This window comes from Zhouia amylolytica, from assembly GCF_900116365.1.
Classification (GTDB): Bacteria; Bacteroidota; Bacteroidia; order Flavobacteriales; family Flavobacteriaceae; genus Zhouia; species Zhouia amylolytica.
In genome coordinates this window covers 318,342-337,833 of the sequence record NZ_FPAG01000001.1, presented here as the reverse complement: position 1 = coordinate 337,833, position 19,492 = coordinate 318,342, and the positions used below count along the sequence as shown (strand labels likewise).

The window sequence follows — 19,492 nt, the reverse complement described above, 5'->3', positions numbered from 1 at the left end:
CAAAAACAACATAACATGAGCTACGAAAACATTCTAATTGAAAAAGAAGAAGGGATAGCTATTATTACTATAAACAGACCAGCAAAGTTAAATGCACTGAATATAGCAACCATAGATGAACTTCATAGAGCATTAAAAGAACTAAAAGACGATAAAGACACCCGCGTGCTTATAATTACAGGAAGCGGCGAAAAGGCATTCGTTGCGGGTGCAGATATTTCCGAATTTGCCGATTTCTCTGTTAAACAAGGTAAACGTTTGTCTGAGAAAGGACAGGACAGTTTATTCGATTATATCGAAAACTATAATAAGCCTGTAATTGCAGCAATCAATGGGTTCGCTCTTGGCGGTGGCCTAGAATTGGCGATGGCTTGCCATTTCAGATTGGCCAATGATCATGCTCGAATGGGATTGCCGGAAGTTTCCTTGGGGGTTATTCCTGGCTACGGAGGTACACAACGTTTGCCCCAGTTAATTGGTAAAGGTAGAGCCATGGAAATGATTATGACAGGAGGAATGATTGGAACAGAACAAGCCTTATCCTATGGACTTATAAATCATATGGTGGCTCAGGAACAATTAATTCCAACGTGTAAGGAGATTGCACATAAAATCATGAAAAACTCTCCTGTAGCGGTTGCTACGGCCATCAAAGCAGTTAATGTCGGGTATAGTAAAAAAGGCTTCGATACTGAAATAGATCTGTTCGGAGAAAGTTTCGGAACAGAAGATTTTAAAGAAGGAACCGCCGCATTTTTAGAAAAACGAAAGGCGAAATTCCCCGGGAAGTAAATAAAAAAGCGCTCATTTGAGCGCTTTTTTATTTATCAAGGGCGAGATATTGTTATGTAAGTTCCCATCCTTTTCTGTAGTTTCCTTTAACCCACTCATTGGCCTTGTCATAGTTGGTGATCAACATATTTTCACCATCCCACTTCAGCTTCTTTCTTCCAGGGTAGTTATATGGAGCCCAGTCAGTTGGTTTTTTACCATCCTTTAAAACTTTATACTGAAATGCCTTAATAGCGAGATTACCCATAAGAACTGACTCTGTTAGCGGTCCGGCGTATGAGAAAGGCGATGAGGTTTCTGTACCCTTTAAACACCCGTCAACAAAATTGTCAGCATGGGTGCCCTTCACTCTTTTTAAGGTTTCCGGCGGATATGAAATACTGCTTGGAGTATAGTTTTTTAAGAACCTCGGATTACGTGAATACGTATCGGTTACTAAGATTCCTTTTTCACCATAGAATATAGATCCGCCATCTACATTTCCAATGGTTTCCCCCTCTAGGATATTATCCGGCATGTCAGGCATGATACCACCGTCATACCAATTTAATGCGACATCACCGTGTTGATCATTTTTGAATTTAAGTCTTACAACAGAAGAAGGCGGACATGCTTTATTGTAATCGGCTTCAACAAAATCTCCCGACCATACCGTGGTACAACTCGCTTCAGCTTCATATGGATATCCTAAACTAAGGGTTTTAAAAGGAGTTTCCATAATATGACATCCCATATCACCCAAAGCTCCTGTTCCAAAATCCCAGAATCCACGCCATTTAAATGGTAAATATGCCGAATTATATGGACGCATCGCAGCAGGACCTAACCAAAGATCCCAATCCAGTCCTTCCGGAATAGGTTCTCCCTCATTAATGGTTCGCATCCCCTGTGGCCAAACCGGCCTGTTAGTCCAGCAATCTACACGATAAACTTTCCCTAAAATACCGGCATCTAACCACTCTTTGGTTTTTCTAACATCATCTGTACTACTTCCCTGGTTCCCCATTTGGGTTACGATTCCATTTTCTTTGGCAACTTTAGCCATAAGCCGTGCTTCATGTATATTGTGCGTTAATGGTTTTTCAACGTAAGCATGCTTTTTAGCTCTCATGAATGGCAGCGCTATAGTGGCATGGGTGTGATCTGGTGTAGCAACCACTACCGCATCTATATGCTTTAACTGCTCCTCATATACTTTTCTGAAATCTTTGTATTGTTTAGCTTTGGGGAACTTTTTATAAGTACCCCCGGCGCGACGATCATCAACATCACATAAGGCTACAAATTTTACTTTTTTGGTAGCATTAAGCTCGCTGATTACACCTGCCCCTCTTCCTCCGGCTCCTATGGCAGCAACATATAGCGTGTCACTTGGCGCCGTATGAGTGCCTCCCAAAACATGGCTGGGGACTATATAAAAAGCGCTGCCCGCCGCAGCAACATTCTTTACAAAATCTCTTCGTTTCATTTATTTTAAAGTTTTTGTTGATTAATGATCCTTTAATGAAGGCATAAGTTACAAAAAAATGATTATGAATAATTTTAAACTTATGGGGGTGCTGGGATATGATATTGTTGGCTTAAAATGAAGAGCGTCATAATTTTAATTTCTTTATGAGAATGGAGATACTCAGAATTGTTGTGCTCTGGGGTGTTAATGTTTATAAACAATAAAGGGCCCTGTGTGATAATAGCCTTGAAATCAATAAATTTATAGTCTTGTTTGATGTGGATGAAAGATAAAACGATCATAAAAGGCCGTGGAGCACAGATGAATGTACAAAACAAGTTTTTGGAACATTCCGAAGAGGTGCGTGATGACTATTTAGAATATTGTCGGTTAGAAGGGGAAGAAGCGGATCCTAACAAAACAACCTACATAGAAGTAACATCAAAATCTATTGTGAATAAAGTGAACAGTCCGGATGTCGGAATGTCTTATTCCATGAATCCATATCAGGGTTGTGAACACGGTTGTATCTATTGCTATGCAAGAAACTCTCATGAATATTGGGGGTACAGTGCTGGTTTAGACTTCGAGAGAAAGATTCTGATAAAGAAAGATGCCCCTGAATTATTGGAAAAAAAGCTACAATCTAAAAGTTGGAAAGCTCAAACCATTGTGCTCTCCGGGAATACAGATTGTTATCAACCTGCTGAACAACGTTATGAAATTACCCGAAGATGTCTGGAGGTATTTTTAAAGTATAAGCACCCTGTAGGTATTATTACAAAAAATGCCTTGATATTAAGAGACCTCGATATACTGAAGAAATTGGCAAAAGATAACCTGGTAAGTGTCAGCATATCGATAACATCCTTGTCAGAAACCACCAGGCGAGCGTTAGAGCCCAGAACCGCCACCATTAAAAGAAGGTTCAAGACGGTAAGGGAGTTAACCGATAACGGAATCCCGGTCAATGTTATGATGGCTCCCGTAATTCCCGGTGTCAATAGTCATGAAATATTGCCATTGGCTAAAGTAGCCGCTGAAAATGGGGCCCTCTCTCTCGGTTTTATTGTCGTAAGACTTAACGGTGCCATCGGACAAATATTTACCGATTGGATTCGGAAAACCATGCCCGATAAAGCTGACAAAGTATTGCATCAGATTGAAGCATGTCATGGGGGTGCCTTAAACGATTCAGAATTTGGAACCAGGATGAAAGGCAAAGGTAAAATAGCAGAGCAATTGCATAGCATGATGCGTATTGCAAAGCAGAAATATTTCTCAGATAAGGAATTTCCAAATACAAATCATACCCTATATGAAGCCCAAAAACAACTTCTCAAACAACCAAAAAATGGACAAATGAGATTGTTTTGAGCGTTATCCCTTAATAAAGCTTTTTATTTTCCTTTTCTTAACGAGAACAGCCATGGCCAGGAGTATCATAAAACTGGCAACATAATAAACAAAACTCGGTATAGGTAATGGATCTCCTGCAGCGTAACTGTGAAGTCCCGACAAATAGTAATTAACACCAAAAGAGGTCATGATGATCGACCAGAAACCGAACATGGCAGCAATGTGAAGGGTAATAGGCCCTTTCAATCCCGGGATTAATCGCAGGTGTAGGATAACTGCATAGACCATCATACTAATTAATGCCCATGTTTCCTTTGGGTCCCAGGCCCAGTATCTTCCCCACGATTCATTCGCCCAAATGCCCCCAAGAAAGGTGCCGATGGATAGTAAAAACAATCCAATGGTCATAGCCATTTCACTCACATAGGTGAGCTCTTTAATTTTGATGTTCAGAACTTTATTTCTTCGTTCGTTACCAAATAAAAATAAGAGTAATGCCATGATGCCTATTAAAGCCGCCAGGGCTAATGGCGCATAACTGCTTACAATGGTCGCTACATGAACTTTTAACCAATATGATTTAAGCACCGGCATTAAATTGGTTATTTCCGGATTCAACCAATCCAGGTAACTGACAAACAAGAGCGCTCCACTAAATAAAGAAGCGAGTGGAAGTGTAAAGTCAGATTTTTTATAAGTGATCATACCGCATAACAAAACACACCAGGCAACAAAGATTAACATTTCGTACCCGTTACTCCAGGGAGCATGCTGTGCTACATACCATCTCAATACAATATTTCCGGCAAATACAATAAACCCAATAAGGGTGGCAATTATCATGCTGTTCCATGCAAAATTTAACCAGCTCCTTTTTACGAATACCTTTGTGATGGCCAATAGGAGCATGATCAGTCCAACCGTAAAAAAGTATTGAAACAGCCAAAAGTTTAAATTCAGTCTATTGTACCATATTTCTGCTTCTATTCGTTGAGGTGAAGGGATGATGTCTTTCCCCAGCTCTTTTTGATAGGTGCTGATATAAGTAAGTTTTTCATCAGCATCCTCCCATCGTTGATTCAGAATATCACTGAAATATGCCTGGGTAATGGTTTTGGCGAACTGACCGTCCTCTTGCGGAAAATCGTTAAAGTGATGGTTGTAACTAAACCAGGTTTCGTTGGTATCAAGCTTATTAGGAAATACTTTAAAGTAGTTTCCTGAAAATACATTGTAAAGGATATTAAAGCGCTCATCAACCTTTAAAACTTCTTTGTCAAATTCATTACGCTCCGCAGGTTTTTTTTGGTTTGCCTGCTCTACAGCATCCGTTAAGATATACGCATTATCACCTTCATTCAACAAGTCCTTAAAAGCAACCAACTTTTCATCATTTGGTTGTAGATCTTTAAATAAGTCGCCTCCTTTCTTCTTGTCAATTTTAATTATAGGGATGTTTTGCCAAATTGCCGGTGCAGTATGCATGGCTAAAAAAGTCTGGTTGGCATCCATTTTAATAATGTTCCCGTTGGGTTGATGTAGTTTAAAGTAATATTTACCGGATATCTTCCTTAAAAACTCCGATGCCAGCGAGTTCATAGGCTTGATCCTTCCATCCAAATCCTGTACGAGCAACCTGCCGAATTGATCAGAATGAGTCTTGTCAATGATTTGCTGAGAGCTCATCCCTTGGCTGTTTGGATTTTCCTGAGCGAAAATAAAGTTGTTAGTACCTAATAAAAGGAAGGCAACCCAAATAGCTTGAATGCTTTTAAGCTTCTTTAGTTTTTTATTAACCAATCGGAATCTCGTCCCGTTGCCGAAAAGAGTGAAGAACATACCAATACTCATGAGAAAATATCCCAAATACGTTACATAGGTTCCCGGGCGATCATGGTTTACAGAGAGTACAGTTCCTAATTCATCGGTGTCATAACTGGCCTGAAAAAAGCGATAACCCTTATAGTCAAGAACATTATTCATGAAAATGCGATGCGGGATCGTTTCATTTCCATCCATAACGGTTACCTCACTGGCATAAGAAGATGGACTGGTAGAACCGGGGTAACGCTCCAGTTGAAAATCGTTTAACTGAATGGAGAAAGGAGTGGTTAACTTTTTAGCGCCGTACGATATACTTCCATTTAGACCCGCTATCGAAACAGGATGCTCTGTAGGTAAAAACCCTTCCCGGTATAATAGGGGAATCGTCTTCTCTTCCTCCCCTGAACTCACAGTAATTAATACGGCGTCATCTAGATTTTTATCATTCTCTTTGGGATTTTCGGCGCCACTTTTCAATGAGACCTTTCCTTTAGGGTAAAAGGCCATCGGTACAAATGAAAAATCGCCAACACGATACAGGGTTCTCAGATGCACTGCCTGTAAACTGTCCTTTTTTAGCTTGCCGGCTTCCTGAGTGGCCATTATAAAATAATCGATATGTTGGGTTGGTGAAATAACGAGTGTGCCATGGTCTTCTTTAATATTAATACTATGCTCGGCATCAGTTTCAAAGCCTATTTGATGACGATGACTTCCTATGGCTTGTACTTCCCCTTTTTTGAGAAAGATGGTTTCCTTTCCATTATCACCAGCTACCGTTAATTCAAGCATCGGCACGCCTTCTTCACTGTTAGGAACAATTTCAGGTAAGGCATCCGGAATATAAGCTTCGAAAGCAATAGAGATGGGGGTTTCGTTGAATTGGGTGTTAATCGTGAACTCATTATCTTTTACAGCTGAGAAGTTTTTCTTGGCCTTTATAGATTTTACTTCTTTGCCATTGCTCAGGCTCAGGTTAAGGTAGTTTTCATCAGAAATGATTGTATTGGAAGAAGCACCTTCACGAATGCGCATAATTCCACCGTAGGAAGTGAATCGGGTAATTCCTGCGCCTATGATAATCACAATAAACCCAATATGAAATAGTAATACAGGCCATTTTTCTTTTCTGTATAACTTGTATTTGTAAATGTTTATGATGAAGTTGATGGTGAGTAAAACCATTAATAGCTCAAACCACCAGGCATTGTAAATTAAAGCCCATGCTGCAGCAGTTCCATAATCGTTTTCTATAAAGGTGGCTATGGCCATGGCACTTGCAAATGCTAATAGAACCAGTAAGGCAATCCGGGTGGAAGAGATGAGTTTATACAAATATTTCATAAGGGGTAGTATATTTTAAAAGGTGTAAAGAAAGAAACACCTCTTTACACCTTTGGAAGACAGTTTAATAATACTTATTTATTGATTTGCGGCGTCATTTTGGCTTCGCGTTCTTTCGCTTTTTCCAGCCATTTCGGTACAACGGTTTCTAAAAACACCTCTTTATCGCTATTTAACTTTTCCATATCCAGTCCGATATAAGCCTGTGCTTTTTCCTTAGAGGTAATATCAGGCATATCTACAGGAGCATTGTGTCCCAGGTCTGCGAGTAAACGAGCCAGTTTTATTCTTCCTTTCTGAACAATTTCAAGGCCACTTCCTAAAACCCGTGCCGTCTCAACAGGAGAGTGAAAAGAAGCGCCATGGGCGGCTGCTGCATAATCCCAACGCCATTGCGCATGACGAATATCCTGAAGGATTTCTTTCATCTGATCTTCTGTGGCTCCAAGATCCCAGGCTTTTTTAGCTTCAATATGTGCTTTTACCAAAAAGCCTTCTAGCTTTAAACGATTCTCATTGGCCTTACGTTGGCGTTCGTATACGTTTTCCGCTAATTTATTAGCTTCCTCCCTATGACAAACCTGGCAGGCATTGGCTATGTTGTTTAAAGGTGATTGTATATGATGATCGGTAAATTTTTGTCCGCCTTCACTTTTATAAGGCATATGGCAATCAGCACATGAAACACCTCTGTCTGCATGCACACCGGTTAAATAGGTTTCATAACCTGGGTGTTGCGCCTTTAACATTGGTGCTTTACTCAGTTGGTGAGTCCAGTCTGAGAACTCAATCTCGTCATAATATTTTTCCATATCCTCGACAGACATCCCATTTTTCCATGGAAAAACAAGATATGGGGTGCCCTCTTTGCCAGGTAAGTTTTTATTGAAGTAATACTCCACATGACATTGGGCACAAACTAAAGAACGCATTTCCTGATGCGTAGCCTGGGTGATGTCTTTTCCCATAGACTCGAAGGCTTCGATCAATGCAGGTCTGGTTATTGTTAACTTCATGGTTTTTGAATCATGGCAGTCGGCACAACCGATCGGATTCACAACCTCTTCACCTTTGTCTGCCCATTTACCTTGATAAAATTCCGCTATGCCGTGTTCGTTCATGAGTCTCGGAACATCCGGACTTTTACAAGTCCAGCAAGTTGCTGGCATTGGCCCGTCACCAGGGCCTTTAGGAGCTCCGGTTCTTAGAGTATTGTGAATATCCTCTACCGCATAATAATGTCCACGTCCCTGATTGTAGTCTTTTGAGAAACCATATCCGGCCCATAAGATGACTAAATTCGGATCTTCCTCTAAAACATCTCTCATCTTAGACCCTCCTTGATAGGAAGCAAATGAAGTATCAGCTGTTTGAATATAAGATTGATATTCTTTTGGGAAATTCTCACCCCAAACCGCATTTCTTGGTTCATGTTCACTAATGTTCACTTGAGGAACATACTTGTACTTAGCTTCATTTTTTCTGTTGATAATACTTGAAGCAAGTAACCCCAATAAAAAAACTACTATGACCGTAACGAGAAATAAAACTTTATTCTTCATGAGGAGATTGTTTGTCTTGATTAATTTTTTGTTCTAACCATTCCGGAATAACCGTTTGTTCGGTATCCGTTGGAATGGGAGCGATATTATGCTTTATAGTTGATATTCCATGAATTCTTCCGTGTGGTACCTCGCGATGACATTCCCAACATTGACGATCAGTTCGGTTGGCACCGTGAGTTTCAATCCATCCATCATATTTAGTTTGGGTAACCTGTTGGACATGACACCGTATACAATTGTCTTGTACCACTTCCTGAGATGCTTCACGCATAAACATAACCTCTGGTTCAGCTCTTAAAGTAAATACCGAGGCATGAAACAATCCGTCTTTGGCCTTGAAGTAATATGTGTTTACAATATTGTCATGAGGTACATGACAATCATTACAAGAAGCCCATTCTCTATGAGAACTATGCATCCAACTGTTATAAACAGGGGTCATTACATGACAATTTACACAAGCCTTTGGGTCGTCTGACATATAAGAAACAATTTCAGCTTCTTTTGCCATAAACAGGCCCAGGCCCATCATGATAGCAATCAGAAATACGGCTGTTGCCCGCCAGTTGGAATGCTTTTGTGGTAATATGTTTTTAAGCATATGTAAAATATTGCATTTATAAACACATTGTGCATCCGGTATGTACCGGATCTTCGGTTTGGTTATATGTTGAACCCCTTTATTAAGTTATAACTTAATAAAGAAATTGATTTCGTATGACAATATTCTTGAACAAGTCTTGAAAAAAACATGACTTATGTCATCAAGTTATAAAAAAGTTCTGAATGTTTATGTAAGTTGTTGGTTAATATTTGATTAATCAAAAAATCAAGGCAGGTTTACTAGAGCTTTTTTTCGAAAATAACTTCTAAATTCCCATTTCGATCTTCATCAGTGTCTACAATATCAAATCCGTTTTTAAGATTGAGTATCATCATAGGCCGAAAACGGTTCATAGATTTCGTTCTTAGCCTGGTATATCCTTTAGATCGAACCCAATTTTCCTGAACGGAGGCAAGTGCTTTAGCTACACCCCTTTGACGATAGTCCTGTATAACTCCGCCAGACCAACTATAATAAACCGTTCCTTTTAGTGCATATCCTATTTTAAATCCTACAGGTTTACCATCAATAGAAGCAAGTAATAGTAACAAGTCTTTTTTGTTTTCTAATTTCTTTAAGAATGAATCTTTATTCGTATTGTCAAACACTTTTTCGTACAATGTGTAGATCTTCTTAAGCTCATCAGATGATGGCGCTACGGTAATTTTCTGTATGTTGAGTTTCCTTGATATCATTGAGTATAACTCTTATATGATGCACTTACTTTTTGGGTTTCGATAACCATTCTATGCTTATTATAAATCTAGTGAATGCAGTTGGTTCTACCATCATTTTTTTCTTATTAATTAGGTAGTCTATTTTCCCACAATAAAGATTCAAAACATACCTTAAGGCAGGATGCATTAACCCTTCCGGAAACATATCACTTGATGCTATGGGATTTTAGCTCCCGGAAAATGAGGTGTGGTACTTTTACTTTGAATATTGCTTAAAATAGAAGGTCAGGAGGGTGTTGTGAAAAGATAATGGTGTTGTTTCCTTTGATTGAGGGAGTATCTACTTCTTTCCATCCCATTCATCGTAGAATTGTGATAAGAAACGCTCCATAAATTGATGTCGCTCCTGGGCAATTTTTTTTCCTGATGTTGTCTTCATGCGATCTTTTAACAACAGAAGTTTCTCATAAAAATGATTAATTGTCGGAGCCTTGGACTTTTTATATTCCTCTTTACTCATATTGAGTTTAGGAGCAATATCTGGATTGTAAAGTTCCCTGTTTTTAAAACCTCCGTAATTAAAAGCCCTGGCAATTCCGATGGCGCCAATGGCATCCAGTCGGTCGGCGTCTTGAACAATATTTAATTCTAAAGAGGAGAAGGAACGTTGGTCAAAATCATTTTTAAACGAAATGTTCTCTATGATGTGCACTACATGATTAATGACAGGTTCTTTTACGGCTAGAGATTCAAGGAATTCACGAGCTATTCTTGGTCCGACACTTTCATCACCATCATAAAATTTTGGATCCGCAATATCGTGCAAAAGGGCTCCCAGACTCACAATGAGTGGATCGGCTTCCATTTCATCTTTTGCAATGGCGATGGCGTTGTTGAAAACCCTCTGAATGTGAAACCAATCATGACCACCTTCTGCACCTTTTAATGTTTCTTTGACAAAGGCAATGGTCTCTTCTACGATTTCAGTGTTAGTCATTAGAAATGTCTTTTACAATGGTTTGCTCTATCTGCTGGGTGAGTTTAGAGATATCTTGCCCCGCTATTTTTATCGGATCATGAACCTTAAATTTAATATGATTCCCAATACCTAAAGGGAAGTTTCCATATCGGAAGAGCTTCCATGAGTTGTTAATGGTAATCGGAACCACCACCGCTTCAGGAATCTGTTGAAACATTAACTTTAAACCACTAATCTGAAATCGTTTCGGCTTACCGTTTTTACTGCGGGTGCCTTCAGGGAATATAACGGCAGCATAATTGTTTTTTCTGATGTATTGAGAAAAGTCTTTAATCGCTTGAAGTGCCTGTTCAGAGTTTTTTCGATCAATTAAAACCGATCCGCCATGACGTAAATTATACGATACACTCGGAATCCCTCTGCCTAACTCGATCTTACTGATAAACTTTGGGTGATACTTACGCATATGCCAGATAATTGGAGGAATATCATGTAGGCTCTGATGGTTAGCAACAATTATAACAGGGGTGTCATCCGGAATATTTTTGTTCATTTCAAAAGTATAACGGTTTCCAAGCAGATTAACACAACGCATTAAAAACCAATTCAAAAGGCTAACACTTTTTTTATGTGCTTCATACCCGAATAAATTGAGGCATATCCATTGGGTAATATGAAAAATAACCAACGTTAGTCCGAAACAGAGGTAGTAGATGACAGATAAGGGGTATGCGAGTATTTTGGCCATGAATTTGTTAAAATTATGGGTGAATTTAATGCTTTTTCAATTATACAACAATCGTTAAAAAGGTTTTCTGTGTATTCGGTTCGTTTTTATCCATAAAAAAACCACTCTTACTTTTAAAGAGTGGTTTATAATATGCGTTTAAGCTTTATTAACAAAAATCGTTGTAAGCTTCCATAAGGTTTTCAGCGATCATTTCAGCTGGTCTTCCTTCAATATGATGACGTTCTAACATATGAACTAATTCACCATCCTTAAATAATGCCATACTTGGTGAAGATGGAGGGAAAGGAAGCATATAGCCCCTTGCTTTGTCTGTAGCCTCACGATCAACACCAGCAAATACAGTATATAAGTTATCTGGTTTCTTAGCGTTTTGTAAACTTATTTTTGCTCCCGGACGCGCATTCGCAGCCGCACAACCACAAACTGAATTAACCACGATTAAAGTGGTTCCTTTTTGGGCGATAGCTACATCTACATCTTCAACGGTTACAAGTTCTTGAAAACCCGCTGAAGTTAAATCTTCCTTCATTGGTTTTACTAGCTCTGCTGGATACATATGATTTAAGAATTTAATTCAACAATAGTATCTGCAAAGATAATGAAAAAGAATTGGGTTTTAGGGTAATTAATTCATGCTTAAAGTTTATTGCAGGATCAATTTTGTTTATTGATTCGATAAATTTTTAAAATTGTTTAAAACCCTATCTTTGCCTGCAAATTAAATAGAATGATATGGTAAAGTGGTTAGCCGCTTTTTTAGGATACATGATTTTTAGACTACCTGGAGCAGTAATGGGGTTTTTACTTGGTAGTTTTTACGATATGATGAAAGATGATAAAGGAAACAGATCTTTTAATCAAAGAAGCAGCCGGACGGTGACCCCTGCCGATTTCGAAATGCATCTGATTTCCTTGTGTGCCATTGTTATAAAAGCAGATGGCTCCGTCAATCAAACCGAATTAAATTACGTACGCCAATACTTTGTTTCAACCTACGGGAAAGAAAGAGCCAATAATATTTTCAGAACATTTAACACCGTAATTAAGGATCGTGAAATTTCAGCTCAACGAGTGGCCTCTTATCTGAAACAACGATTGAGGTATGAGGTGCGTTTGCAATTACTTCATTTTTTATTTGCCATTGCTAAAGCAGATGGTGCAGTTTCGAAAGCTGAAATCGAAAAGATCAAGGAAATTGCAGGGTATTTGCAAGTTAATTATCGCGATTTTGAGAGTATCATGGCGATGTTTGTAAAATCTGCTGATAATGCATATAAAATTTTAGAGGTAGAGCAATCAGCCTCAAACGATGAGGTGAAAAAAGCCTATCGAACCATGGTTAAGAAATATCATCCTGATAAGGTCATTACTGAAGATGAAGCTATTAAAAAAGGAGCTGAAGAGAAATTTAAAGAGGTGCAGAGAGCATACGAAGACATTCAAAAGGAACGAGGGTTTTAAATAAAAAAGGGCATTATGCCCTTTTCTTTTTTTTCGTTTTATTCAACCAGATAAGCGTACCGGTAATGGGCAAGCTAGTTCCTATTAAACATGCCAGGAAATAGAGTATTTTAGAAAAAACACCATATATTTCCCCGGTATGTATAGGTTTTATTAAACTCGCAATTTGCACGTTTAAAGGTTTTTCAGCAAAGAGCTCTTTTTTTAATACATTTCCGTAGATATCAATCAGTACCTGATCCGAAGTTACGGGCGACCAGTTATCTTCATTGTACTTACGAATACTGTAATAAGCATTGTTAGTATTAGGAAAATTAATAGCGGTTTTGCCTTGGTATGGGAGCGATTGATCGGCTACAGCCATAGCCTCTTCATAAGAAATCGTTGGGAGGCTCTCGTGGGTTACTGTGTTTACCGGGTTGCCGCCTCTGTTTCCAAATACCTTGGTCCCCATTACGACGCTTAATCCATTACGATACCCTTCGAAAGACCAGCATAATCCTGTAAGTCCCATGATTAGAATTAAAATGCACGAGTAAAAGCCCAGTGTATTGTGCAGATCGTGATTAACACGTTTCCAATTGGCCTTGGTTTTTATTTTAAATCCTGCCTTAAAGTTTTTCCATTTCAATTTCTTTGGGAACCACAGAACAATTCCGGAAATACTTAAAATGAGAAAAAGGATGGTTGCAATTCCGACGATAGGTCTTCCAATCTTACTGTCTACTAACAACCACCTGTGGAGTTTAAACATGGAGAACATAAAATCGTCAGCACTGGTTTTTTTGGGCACAAGCGATGCTCCTGTATAAGGATCTACAAAGTAGGTGGTCCCTCGTCTTTCCTTGGGAGATTGTTTTACCCGAAACTCATAAGGAGCGGTTGATTTTTCAGGAAGGGTAACACTGGATATAATAGCTTCTTTCCCGAGCTCTTTTGACAAGTTTTCTTTTAGTTCGGTTAATGAAATCTTTTTTCCGCTTGGGGTTATTTCTAAAGATTCGGAAAAAAGAGCTTTTATTTCATGCTCAAAGGTCAATATGGTTCCTGTCAGACATACGATAAATACAATAATCCCGCTGATAAGCCCAATCCATAAGTGGATGTCGTTGATCAGCTTTCTGAAACCATATTTTTTCTTTTTCTTCATGTGGCTTAAAATTTAAAAGCAGGCATAATACATTATGCCTGCGGTAACAACAAATAATTTCATTAAAACCTGTAGGTTAATACACCTCCAAAAGTTCTCGGGTCCGTCTGATTGATATATCGTGTTCTGTATGCGTTATATCCGATTTCGTTAAATAGGTTATTAGCTAATAATCGAACATTCCAATGCTGATCTATTTGATAAGCGATCTGGGCATTTACTAACGTATAAGAAGCGACATTAAATGGCTTCTGTCCCGGCACAATTCCTTCATGAGTAACAGCACCTGCACTCCAGTCATTAATAGGGCGCTCGCCGGTATAATAAGCTCCGGCTCCAATACTTAAGCCTTCCAACGAACCTTTGAAGAGGTAGTTGGCATAGGCATTAAAAGTATGCTTTGGAGTATTTAAAGGCGCTGAGCCATAAACAAATGAAGTATGCTCTTTATATTGGGCATCGATATAGGAATATCCGGTGATTAATTCAAGGTTATCTAAGATTCTACCGGTAAGTTCTACCTCAATTCCCTTTCGCTCGTCATTACCTCCTTTTTGATAAAAGCCGGTAGCTACCCAGTTTTCATCATATACCGGAAGGTTGATGTCTCTGTTGTTGATCTTGAAAAAAGTAAGGTTGAAACGTAATTTATTGTCCAGCCAGTTTGTTTTAATTCCGGCTTCCAATTGATCAAATCTTTCATTACCCAATGGATTTCCGTTCACATCTAAGCGATTCCCACTTCGTGGATAAGAACTGTTGGTATAAGAAGCAAAAACATTAACATGTTTATAAGGTGAAAATACGATACCTACTAATGGATTTAATGCATCACTTGAAGTGGTTTCCTGATCAGCAATTGTTTCTGTAGTGCTATATCTTAATCCTAAAAATGCTTTAACCCATGAATTGAAGGTAATAACATCCTGCGCAACCACACCGATCGAGTTTGAAGATGCTTTAGCTTCCGACGGACTGCCGAAAGGAATAGCATCAGGTAGTCTGTTTGAGGTATTGGTGAAAATATCAATGGTGTCAATTACACTGCTTCGCTCGCTGAAAGTATTATAAGAGGTGGTTCTGTAATCAAACCCAACCTGAAAACTGTGTTTGATGCTTCCTGTTTCCAGTTCGTCGCCGATAAGGTCGAATTGTAAGACACTATTCTTGTCGTTTCGCTCTGAAATAGAATATCCTCTTTGCCTTTGGTTGTAGATAGGTTCTGAGTTCTCGTCAGAAATGTAATTACCAAGACTTGCGGCTTTATCATTCAAGGCCAGATCGGAGGTGTAATAAGCGCCCTTTAATTGTAATTTATCGGTTAACTGATGATCTAAACGCAATGCAAAAGTCGTATTCTTGGTAACCGCTCTGTCGTTTTCAAACCCGAGAAATTGATCGTGAGGAAGATCGTAAATGGCGTTGGTATCATTTTCTCCAAGGTTTACAGTTCCCATGTCTGGAGTTCGGCTGTCGTCTAAATAATCCATTTCAGCAGTGAACGTCGTATTCGGGCTTATACGCCATTGAATCGAAGGGTTAATGTAAAATCTTTCAGACGATATGCCATTACGATAGCTGTCAGCCCTTTCTAATGAACCGTTAAGTCTGAATGCTAGATTCTTCTTATCGTTCATAGGACCGTAAATATCGAAAGCAGGACGTACCAGGCCAAAGCTTCCTGCACGCATAGAAGCACTTCCACCAAATTGATATTTAGGGGTCTTGGTAACAATATTAATAACACCACCCGGACTTCCTAAATCCGTTGCTACTCCCTGGGTAATCGAAGCAGCGCCTTTTAAAACCTGAATGTTGTCAACACCTTGCATATCGGTAAGAATACCAACCCCTCGGAAATCAGAATGAATACGTACCCCGTTTTTCAAAATCGGGATTCCTCTGAATCCCCTCGAAGACATACTTTCTCTACGATTACCATAGGTGGCAAAAGTGTATACGCCCGGTACATTTTTGGTGGCCTCGGAAATGGTTAAATTTCCTTGCTGTTCAATAAGTTTGTCCGAAATAATCGAAATACTTTGAATTTGCTCGTAAGGTGCCAGGGGTAAGCGGGTTAAAGCTTCAATTTTATCGGGATGTTTGAACCTGTTGCCAAAAACCTCTACCTTTTCTAATTGCATGTCTTCTTCAAGGGTGAAAGCGAAGCTTTTAGATTCGTTTGGTCCAATGATAACAGGTTCTATAACGGTTTTATAGCCTACCGCACTTATCACGATTTGATGATTCCCTTCAGGGATGTTGGAAAGATTGAAATTTCCATTTTCATCCGCGTAAATTCCTATGTTGGTTCCCTGTATCTGTATGGTGGCGTAAGCTATGGGAGACTCATGACCATTGATTATATGACCTTTTATTTCGGTGTTTTGTGCCTGTGCAAATGAAACACATAAGAGTATAAAGAGTAATTTTTTAAACATGTTTATTTAGATTTATTAAAAATAACAAGGCAAATATAGGCCACCCAACATTCTTGCAAAACATTATTTAGAATAATTTTAAATAAAGAAATAAATGTATCTGATAGTCAGATCATTGGTAAGTGTTAAAGTTTTTTAGAGTGTTTTATTGGTCTCTAAATTTGATGGAGTGAATATTAATAATGATCTATTCAATCCTGTCTAACCTTTGTTTCCTTGCCTTTTTAGATTCGATTTTTTTCGTTGGTAATTAAATTAATCGTATGTTTGGGAGGAACAATAAATCACGTATTTTACTTAAATTACCTAACTTACTATGGATCAATTTTGGTTCTATTTTAAACTAGGGCTTACCCACGTCCTGGACCTGTCTGCATACGATCATATTTTATTTTTAGTGGCATTAACGGTGCCTTTCACATTTAAAGACTGGAAAAGAGTATTGTGGCTGGTAACTGTTTTTACCATTGGTCATACCGTTGCTTTAGTATTATCCTCTTATAATGTTGTGAGTATAAGAGTAGATCTGGTAGAATTTTTGATCCCTGTTACCATCCTTGCAACAGCTTTGTTTAACCTATTCACAGCAGGTAAAGGAGCCCGTAAAGAGAAGTTGGGTGTTACCTTTTTTGTCACTTTGTTTTTTGGGGTCATTCACGGTTTAGGCTTCTCGAACTATTTTAAAGAAATTATAGCAGGACAGGAAAGTAAATTATGGCCACTAATTGAGTTTGGTCTTGGGGTAGAAGCTGCTCAGGTAATAATAGTCTTATTGGTGCTTATCTTTAGCTTTATAGCGCAATCCATATTCAGGTTTAATAAAAGAGATTGGATCTTGATAATTTCTTCGATCGTAATAGGTTTTGTTATACCAATGCTGAGAGAAACATACCCTTACTAAGTAGAAGGCGTACATCTAATTAATATTAGGTAAAAATTAACGCCTATCTGGTTGGTTGTAAGGGCTAAACCTTATATCTTCGTTAAAAATAACTTTACAGCAACCTTGGTGTTGCTTTTTTTGATCTCTATCAGTATTTATGACTGACAAAAAGCAATTACGTTACGACAAAGCATATTTAAGAATGGCCGTTGAGTGGGGCAAATTATCTCACTGTACCAGAAAACAAGTTGGAGCCATTATTGTGAAAGGAAGAATGATCATTTCCGACGGATACAATGGAACCCCTACAGGTTTTGAAAACCCTTGTGAAGATGAAGAAGGGTATACAAAATGGTATGTGTTACATGCTGAAGCAAATGCCATTTTAAAAGTTGCCTCCTCTACCCATGCTTGTAACGGGGCTACCTTATACCTGACCTTGTCTCCATGTAAGGAATGTAGTAAGCTTATTCATCAGGCCGGAATTACCCGCGTAGTGTTTATAAGCCAATACAAAGACGACTCTGGAATACAATTTCTTGCTAAAGCGGGCGTTGAAGTAGAGCAATTATCAGATATCGAAGGAGAATAATGTTGAAAGGAAAAAATTATATATGGCCGGTAATTATTTTGGGGGCGCTAGCACTCGGGGTTTTTATTGGTGGTAAATTACACTTTAATGACACCCCTGAAAAGTTATTTACTACAAATTCAAAAAAAGATAAATTAAATCGTCTGATCGATTATATTGATTTTGAGTATGTAGATGAGGTGAATACCGACAGCATTGTGGATGTTACGGTTAATAATATACTAGATAAATTAGACCCTCATTCTGTATATATCCCAAAAGAACAGGCTAAAAGAGCTGCCGAAAGCATGAAAGGTGATTTTGTGGGGGTGGGTGTTAGTTTTTATATGTATAAGGATTCCTTGACGGTTATTCGTCCAATTAAAGGTGGACCCTCATACAAAGCAGGGGTTAAACCCGGAGATCGTATTCTCTTTGCCAACGGTGATACCCTGTTCGGGAAAAAATTGGCAAGCGAAGAAATTATAAATAAACTTCAGGGAGCTAGAAATACACCGGTCAACCTTAAAATATTCAGAAAGGGAGAAGAGGGACTTTTAGATGTTAAAATCAAACGTGCAGAGGTGCCGCTTCCAAGTGTGGATGCCTATTACATGCTTTCAGATTCCCTCGGATATATCAAGATTAATCGATTTGCAGAAAGCACCTATCAGGAATTTAAAATTGGCCTTAACGCCCTTTTGGAAGAAGGGATGACTGCTTTAACCCTTGACCTGAGAGATAATCCGGGTGGGTATATGGGTATTGCGGAAGAAATAATAGATGAATTTCTTGAGTCCAGAAAACTAATCGTATTTACAAAAAATAAAAGCGGAGCTATTCAAAAAAGTTATGCGACTAAAAAAGGCGACTTTGAGGATGGACATGTATATGTGTTAATTAATGAAAAGTCGGCTTCTGCCAGTGAGATTGTTGCAGGGGCATTACAAGATAATGATAAGGGAACCATCGTCGGTAGAAGAAGTTTTGGAAAAGGATTGGTACAAAGAGAAATGGGGCTGGGAGACGGGTCTTCAGTGCGTTTAACTGTTTCTCGATACTATACCCCTACCGGTCGTTCTATTCAACGTTCATATGAAAATGGAACTAAAGATTATTATGATAATTTCTATGAACGTTACCGCAATGGTGAATTAAAAAACCAGGATAGTATCAAAGTTGCTGACTCCTTAATCTTTAAAACCCCTAAAGGAAAAATTGTTTACGGTGGTGGAGGGATTATCCCGGATGTTTTCGTTCCTATAAACGGCACCTATAAAGATGAGTCACTTGATGTGCTTTTGAAATCGGACTTCACTTCTTTTTTTGCATTTGAATTATTGGATAAAGATCGCAATGCATACAGTGATTACGATGCTGATAGTTTTATTGATGAAGTGGTAATTACTGATCAGACTGTAGAAGACTTTATTAATTATTCTCGTAACGATCGAGGTTTGAATATTGATTTGAACCCTTACAAAAAAGCGATGAAAAAATATATTAAAGCGGCTATTGCAGAACAATTATACGGTCCGAATATTAAGGAACAGATTCTCAATCAAGATGATCATATGCTAAAGAAAGTTATTGAGCTTTCAAACAGCGATTCGGAAGATGTAAATCAAGAAGAGTAGGGAA

16 protein-coding genes are annotated in these 19,492 nt (G+C 38.6%); 6 read left to right on the top strand and 10 right to left on the bottom strand.

Annotation, left to right across the window (positions count from 1 at the left end; all coding sequences use genetic code 11):
* Positions 1-15 precede the first annotated feature (15 nt).
* Positions 16-792 carry an enoyl-CoA hydratase/isomerase family protein gene (locus BM361_RS01425; protein WP_074976426.1) on the top strand — a complete coding sequence of 259 codons (777 nt, stop codon included), beginning with the start codon at positions 16-18 and terminating at the stop codon, positions 790-792.
* A gap of 52 nt (positions 793-844) precedes the next feature.
* Here BM361_RS01425 and BM361_RS01420 read toward each other — a convergent pair whose 3' ends face one another.
* The gene (locus BM361_RS01420) at positions 845-2,260 is read right to left on the bottom strand and encodes a Gfo/Idh/MocA family protein (protein WP_038268554.1); all 1,416 of its coding nucleotides are present in this window, start codon (positions 2,258-2,260) and stop codon (positions 845-847) included.
* Between the two features lie 264 nt (positions 2,261-2,524).
* Between BM361_RS01420 and BM361_RS01415 the strand changes: the two genes are divergently transcribed.
* The gene (locus BM361_RS01415) at positions 2,525-3,619 is read left to right on the top strand and encodes a PA0069 family radical SAM protein (protein WP_074976424.1); all 1,095 of its coding nucleotides are present in this window, start codon (positions 2,525-2,527) and stop codon (positions 3,617-3,619) included.
* A gap of 3 nt (positions 3,620-3,622) precedes the next feature.
* Here the strand turns inward: BM361_RS01415 and ccsA are convergent, their stop codons facing one another.
* From ccsA to BM361_RS01380, 7 genes are all read right to left on the bottom strand, one after another.
* Positions 3,623-6,769: a cytochrome c biogenesis protein CcsA gene (gene ccsA, locus BM361_RS01410; protein WP_074976423.1), complete on the bottom strand. Its 3,147-nt coding sequence runs from the start codon at positions 6,767-6,769 to the stop codon at positions 3,623-3,625.
* A 74-nt stretch (positions 6,770-6,843) separates the two neighbouring features.
* Positions 6,844-8,331, bottom strand: coding sequence for an ammonia-forming cytochrome c nitrite reductase (gene nrfA / locus BM361_RS01405; RefSeq protein WP_074976421.1), 1,488 nt, complete (start codon positions 8,329-8,331; stop codon positions 6,844-6,846).
* Positions 8,321-8,935, bottom strand: coding sequence for a cytochrome c nitrite reductase small subunit (gene nrfH / locus BM361_RS01400; RefSeq protein ID WP_038268561.1), 615 nt, complete (start codon positions 8,933-8,935; stop codon positions 8,321-8,323). Before nrfH ends, nrfA begins: the two co-directional genes overlap by 11 nt.
* A 242-nt stretch (positions 8,936-9,177) precedes the next feature.
* Positions 9,178-9,633, bottom strand: coding sequence for a GNAT family N-acetyltransferase (locus BM361_RS01395; RefSeq protein WP_074976419.1), 456 nt, complete (start codon positions 9,631-9,633; stop codon positions 9,178-9,180).
* A 322-nt stretch (positions 9,634-9,955) separates the two neighbouring features.
* A complete protein-coding gene (locus BM361_RS01390) occupies positions 9,956-10,612 on the bottom strand; it encodes an HD domain-containing protein (RefSeq protein WP_074976417.1) in 657 nt (218 codons plus the stop codon).
* Positions 10,605-11,147, bottom strand: a complete 543-nt coding sequence (locus BM361_RS01385) for a lysophospholipid acyltransferase family protein (RefSeq protein WP_316930422.1) — start codon at positions 11,145-11,147, stop codon at positions 10,605-10,607. The genes BM361_RS01390 and BM361_RS01385 overlap by 8 nt, the downstream gene beginning before the upstream one ends.
* Before the next feature lie 343 nt (positions 11,148-11,490).
* Positions 11,491-11,901, bottom strand: coding sequence for a BrxA/BrxB family bacilliredoxin (locus BM361_RS01380; protein ID WP_038268566.1), 411 nt, complete (start codon positions 11,899-11,901; stop codon positions 11,491-11,493).
* Positions 11,902-12,077: 176 nt separating this feature from the next.
* On the opposite strand from BM361_RS01380, the gene BM361_RS01375 reads away from it, so the two are divergent.
* Entirely contained in the window at positions 12,078-12,806 is a 729-nt protein-coding gene (locus BM361_RS01375; RefSeq protein ID WP_038268567.1) for a tellurite resistance TerB family protein, read from the top strand.
* Between the two features lie 13 nt (positions 12,807-12,819).
* Here the strand turns inward: BM361_RS01375 and BM361_RS01370 are convergent, their stop codons facing one another.
* Together BM361_RS01370 and BM361_RS01365 are read right to left on the bottom strand one after the other, a co-directional pair.
* Positions 12,820-13,956, bottom strand: a complete 1,137-nt coding sequence (locus tag BM361_RS01370) for a PepSY-associated TM helix domain-containing protein (RefSeq protein ID WP_074976415.1) — start codon at positions 13,954-13,956, stop codon at positions 12,820-12,822.
* A 62-nt stretch (positions 13,957-14,018) separates the two neighbouring features.
* Positions 14,019-16,397 carry a TonB-dependent receptor gene (locus BM361_RS01365; RefSeq protein ID WP_074976414.1) on the bottom strand — a complete coding sequence of 793 codons (2,379 nt, stop codon included), beginning with the start codon at positions 16,395-16,397 and terminating at the stop codon, positions 14,019-14,021.
* Positions 16,398-16,713: 316 nt separating this feature from the next.
* Between BM361_RS01365 and BM361_RS01360 the strand changes: the two genes are divergently transcribed.
* The 3 genes from BM361_RS01360 to BM361_RS01350 all read left to right on the top strand — a co-directional run bounded on the left by BM361_RS01360 (position 16,714) and on the right by BM361_RS01350 (position 19,488).
* Positions 16,714-17,298, top strand: coding sequence for a HupE/UreJ family protein (locus tag BM361_RS01360; RefSeq protein WP_074976412.1), 585 nt, complete (start codon positions 16,714-16,716; stop codon positions 17,296-17,298).
* Positions 17,299-17,437: 139 nt separating this feature from the next.
* Entirely contained in the window at positions 17,438-17,872 is a 435-nt protein-coding gene (locus BM361_RS01355; protein WP_074976411.1) for a deoxycytidylate deaminase, read from the top strand.
* Positions 17,872-19,488, top strand: coding sequence for a S41 family peptidase (locus tag BM361_RS01350; protein WP_038268578.1), 1,617 nt, complete (start codon positions 17,872-17,874; stop codon positions 19,486-19,488). The genes BM361_RS01355 and BM361_RS01350 overlap by 1 nt, the downstream gene beginning before the upstream one ends.
* The last annotated feature ends 4 nt before the right edge of the window (positions 19,489-19,492 follow it).

Coding starts and splice junctions, on each gene's coding strand:
- BM361_RS01425 (WP_074976426.1), top strand. CDS start 16: ATGAGCTACGAAAACATTCTAATTGAAAAAGAAGAAGGGATAGCTATT.
- BM361_RS01420 (WP_038268554.1), bottom strand. CDS start 2,260: ATGAAACGAAGAGATTTTGTAAAGAATGTTGCTGCGGCGGGCAGCGCT.
- BM361_RS01415 (WP_074976424.1), top strand. CDS start 2,525: ATGAAAGATAAAACGATCATAAAAGGCCGTGGAGCACAGATGAATGTA.
- ccsA (WP_074976423.1), bottom strand. CDS start 6,769: ATGAAATATTTGTATAAACTCATCTCTTCCACCCGGATTGCCTTACTG.
- nrfA (WP_074976421.1), bottom strand. CDS start 8,331: ATGAAGAATAAAGTTTTATTTCTCGTTACGGTCATAGTAGTTTTTTTA.
- nrfH (WP_038268561.1), bottom strand. CDS start 8,935: ATGCTTAAAAACATATTACCACAAAAGCATTCCAACTGGCGGGCAACA.
- BM361_RS01395 (WP_074976419.1), bottom strand. CDS start 9,633: ATGATATCAAGGAAACTCAACATACAGAAAATTACCGTAGCGCCATCA.
- BM361_RS01390 (WP_074976417.1), bottom strand. CDS start 10,612: ATGACTAACACTGAAATCGTAGAAGAGACCATTGCCTTTGTCAAAGAA.
- BM361_RS01385 (WP_316930422.1), bottom strand. CDS start 11,147: ATGAACAAAAATATTCCGGATGACACCCCTGTTATAATTGTTGCTAAC.
- BM361_RS01380 (WP_038268566.1), bottom strand. CDS start 11,901: ATGTATCCAGCAGAGCTAGTAAAACCAATGAAGGAAGATTTAACTTCA.
- BM361_RS01375 (WP_038268567.1), top strand. CDS start 12,078: ATGGTAAAGTGGTTAGCCGCTTTTTTAGGATACATGATTTTTAGACTA.
- BM361_RS01370 (WP_074976415.1), bottom strand. CDS start 13,956: ATGAAGAAAAAGAAAAAATATGGTTTCAGAAAGCTGATCAACGACATC.
- BM361_RS01365 (WP_074976414.1), bottom strand. CDS start 16,397: ATGTTTAAAAAATTACTCTTTATACTCTTATGTGTTTCATTTGCACAG.
- BM361_RS01360 (WP_074976412.1), top strand. CDS start 16,714: ATGGATCAATTTTGGTTCTATTTTAAACTAGGGCTTACCCACGTCCTG.
- BM361_RS01355 (WP_074976411.1), top strand. CDS start 17,438: ATGACTGACAAAAAGCAATTACGTTACGACAAAGCATATTTAAGAATG.
- BM361_RS01350 (WP_038268578.1), top strand. CDS start 17,872: ATGTTGAAAGGAAAAAATTATATATGGCCGGTAATTATTTTGGGGGCG.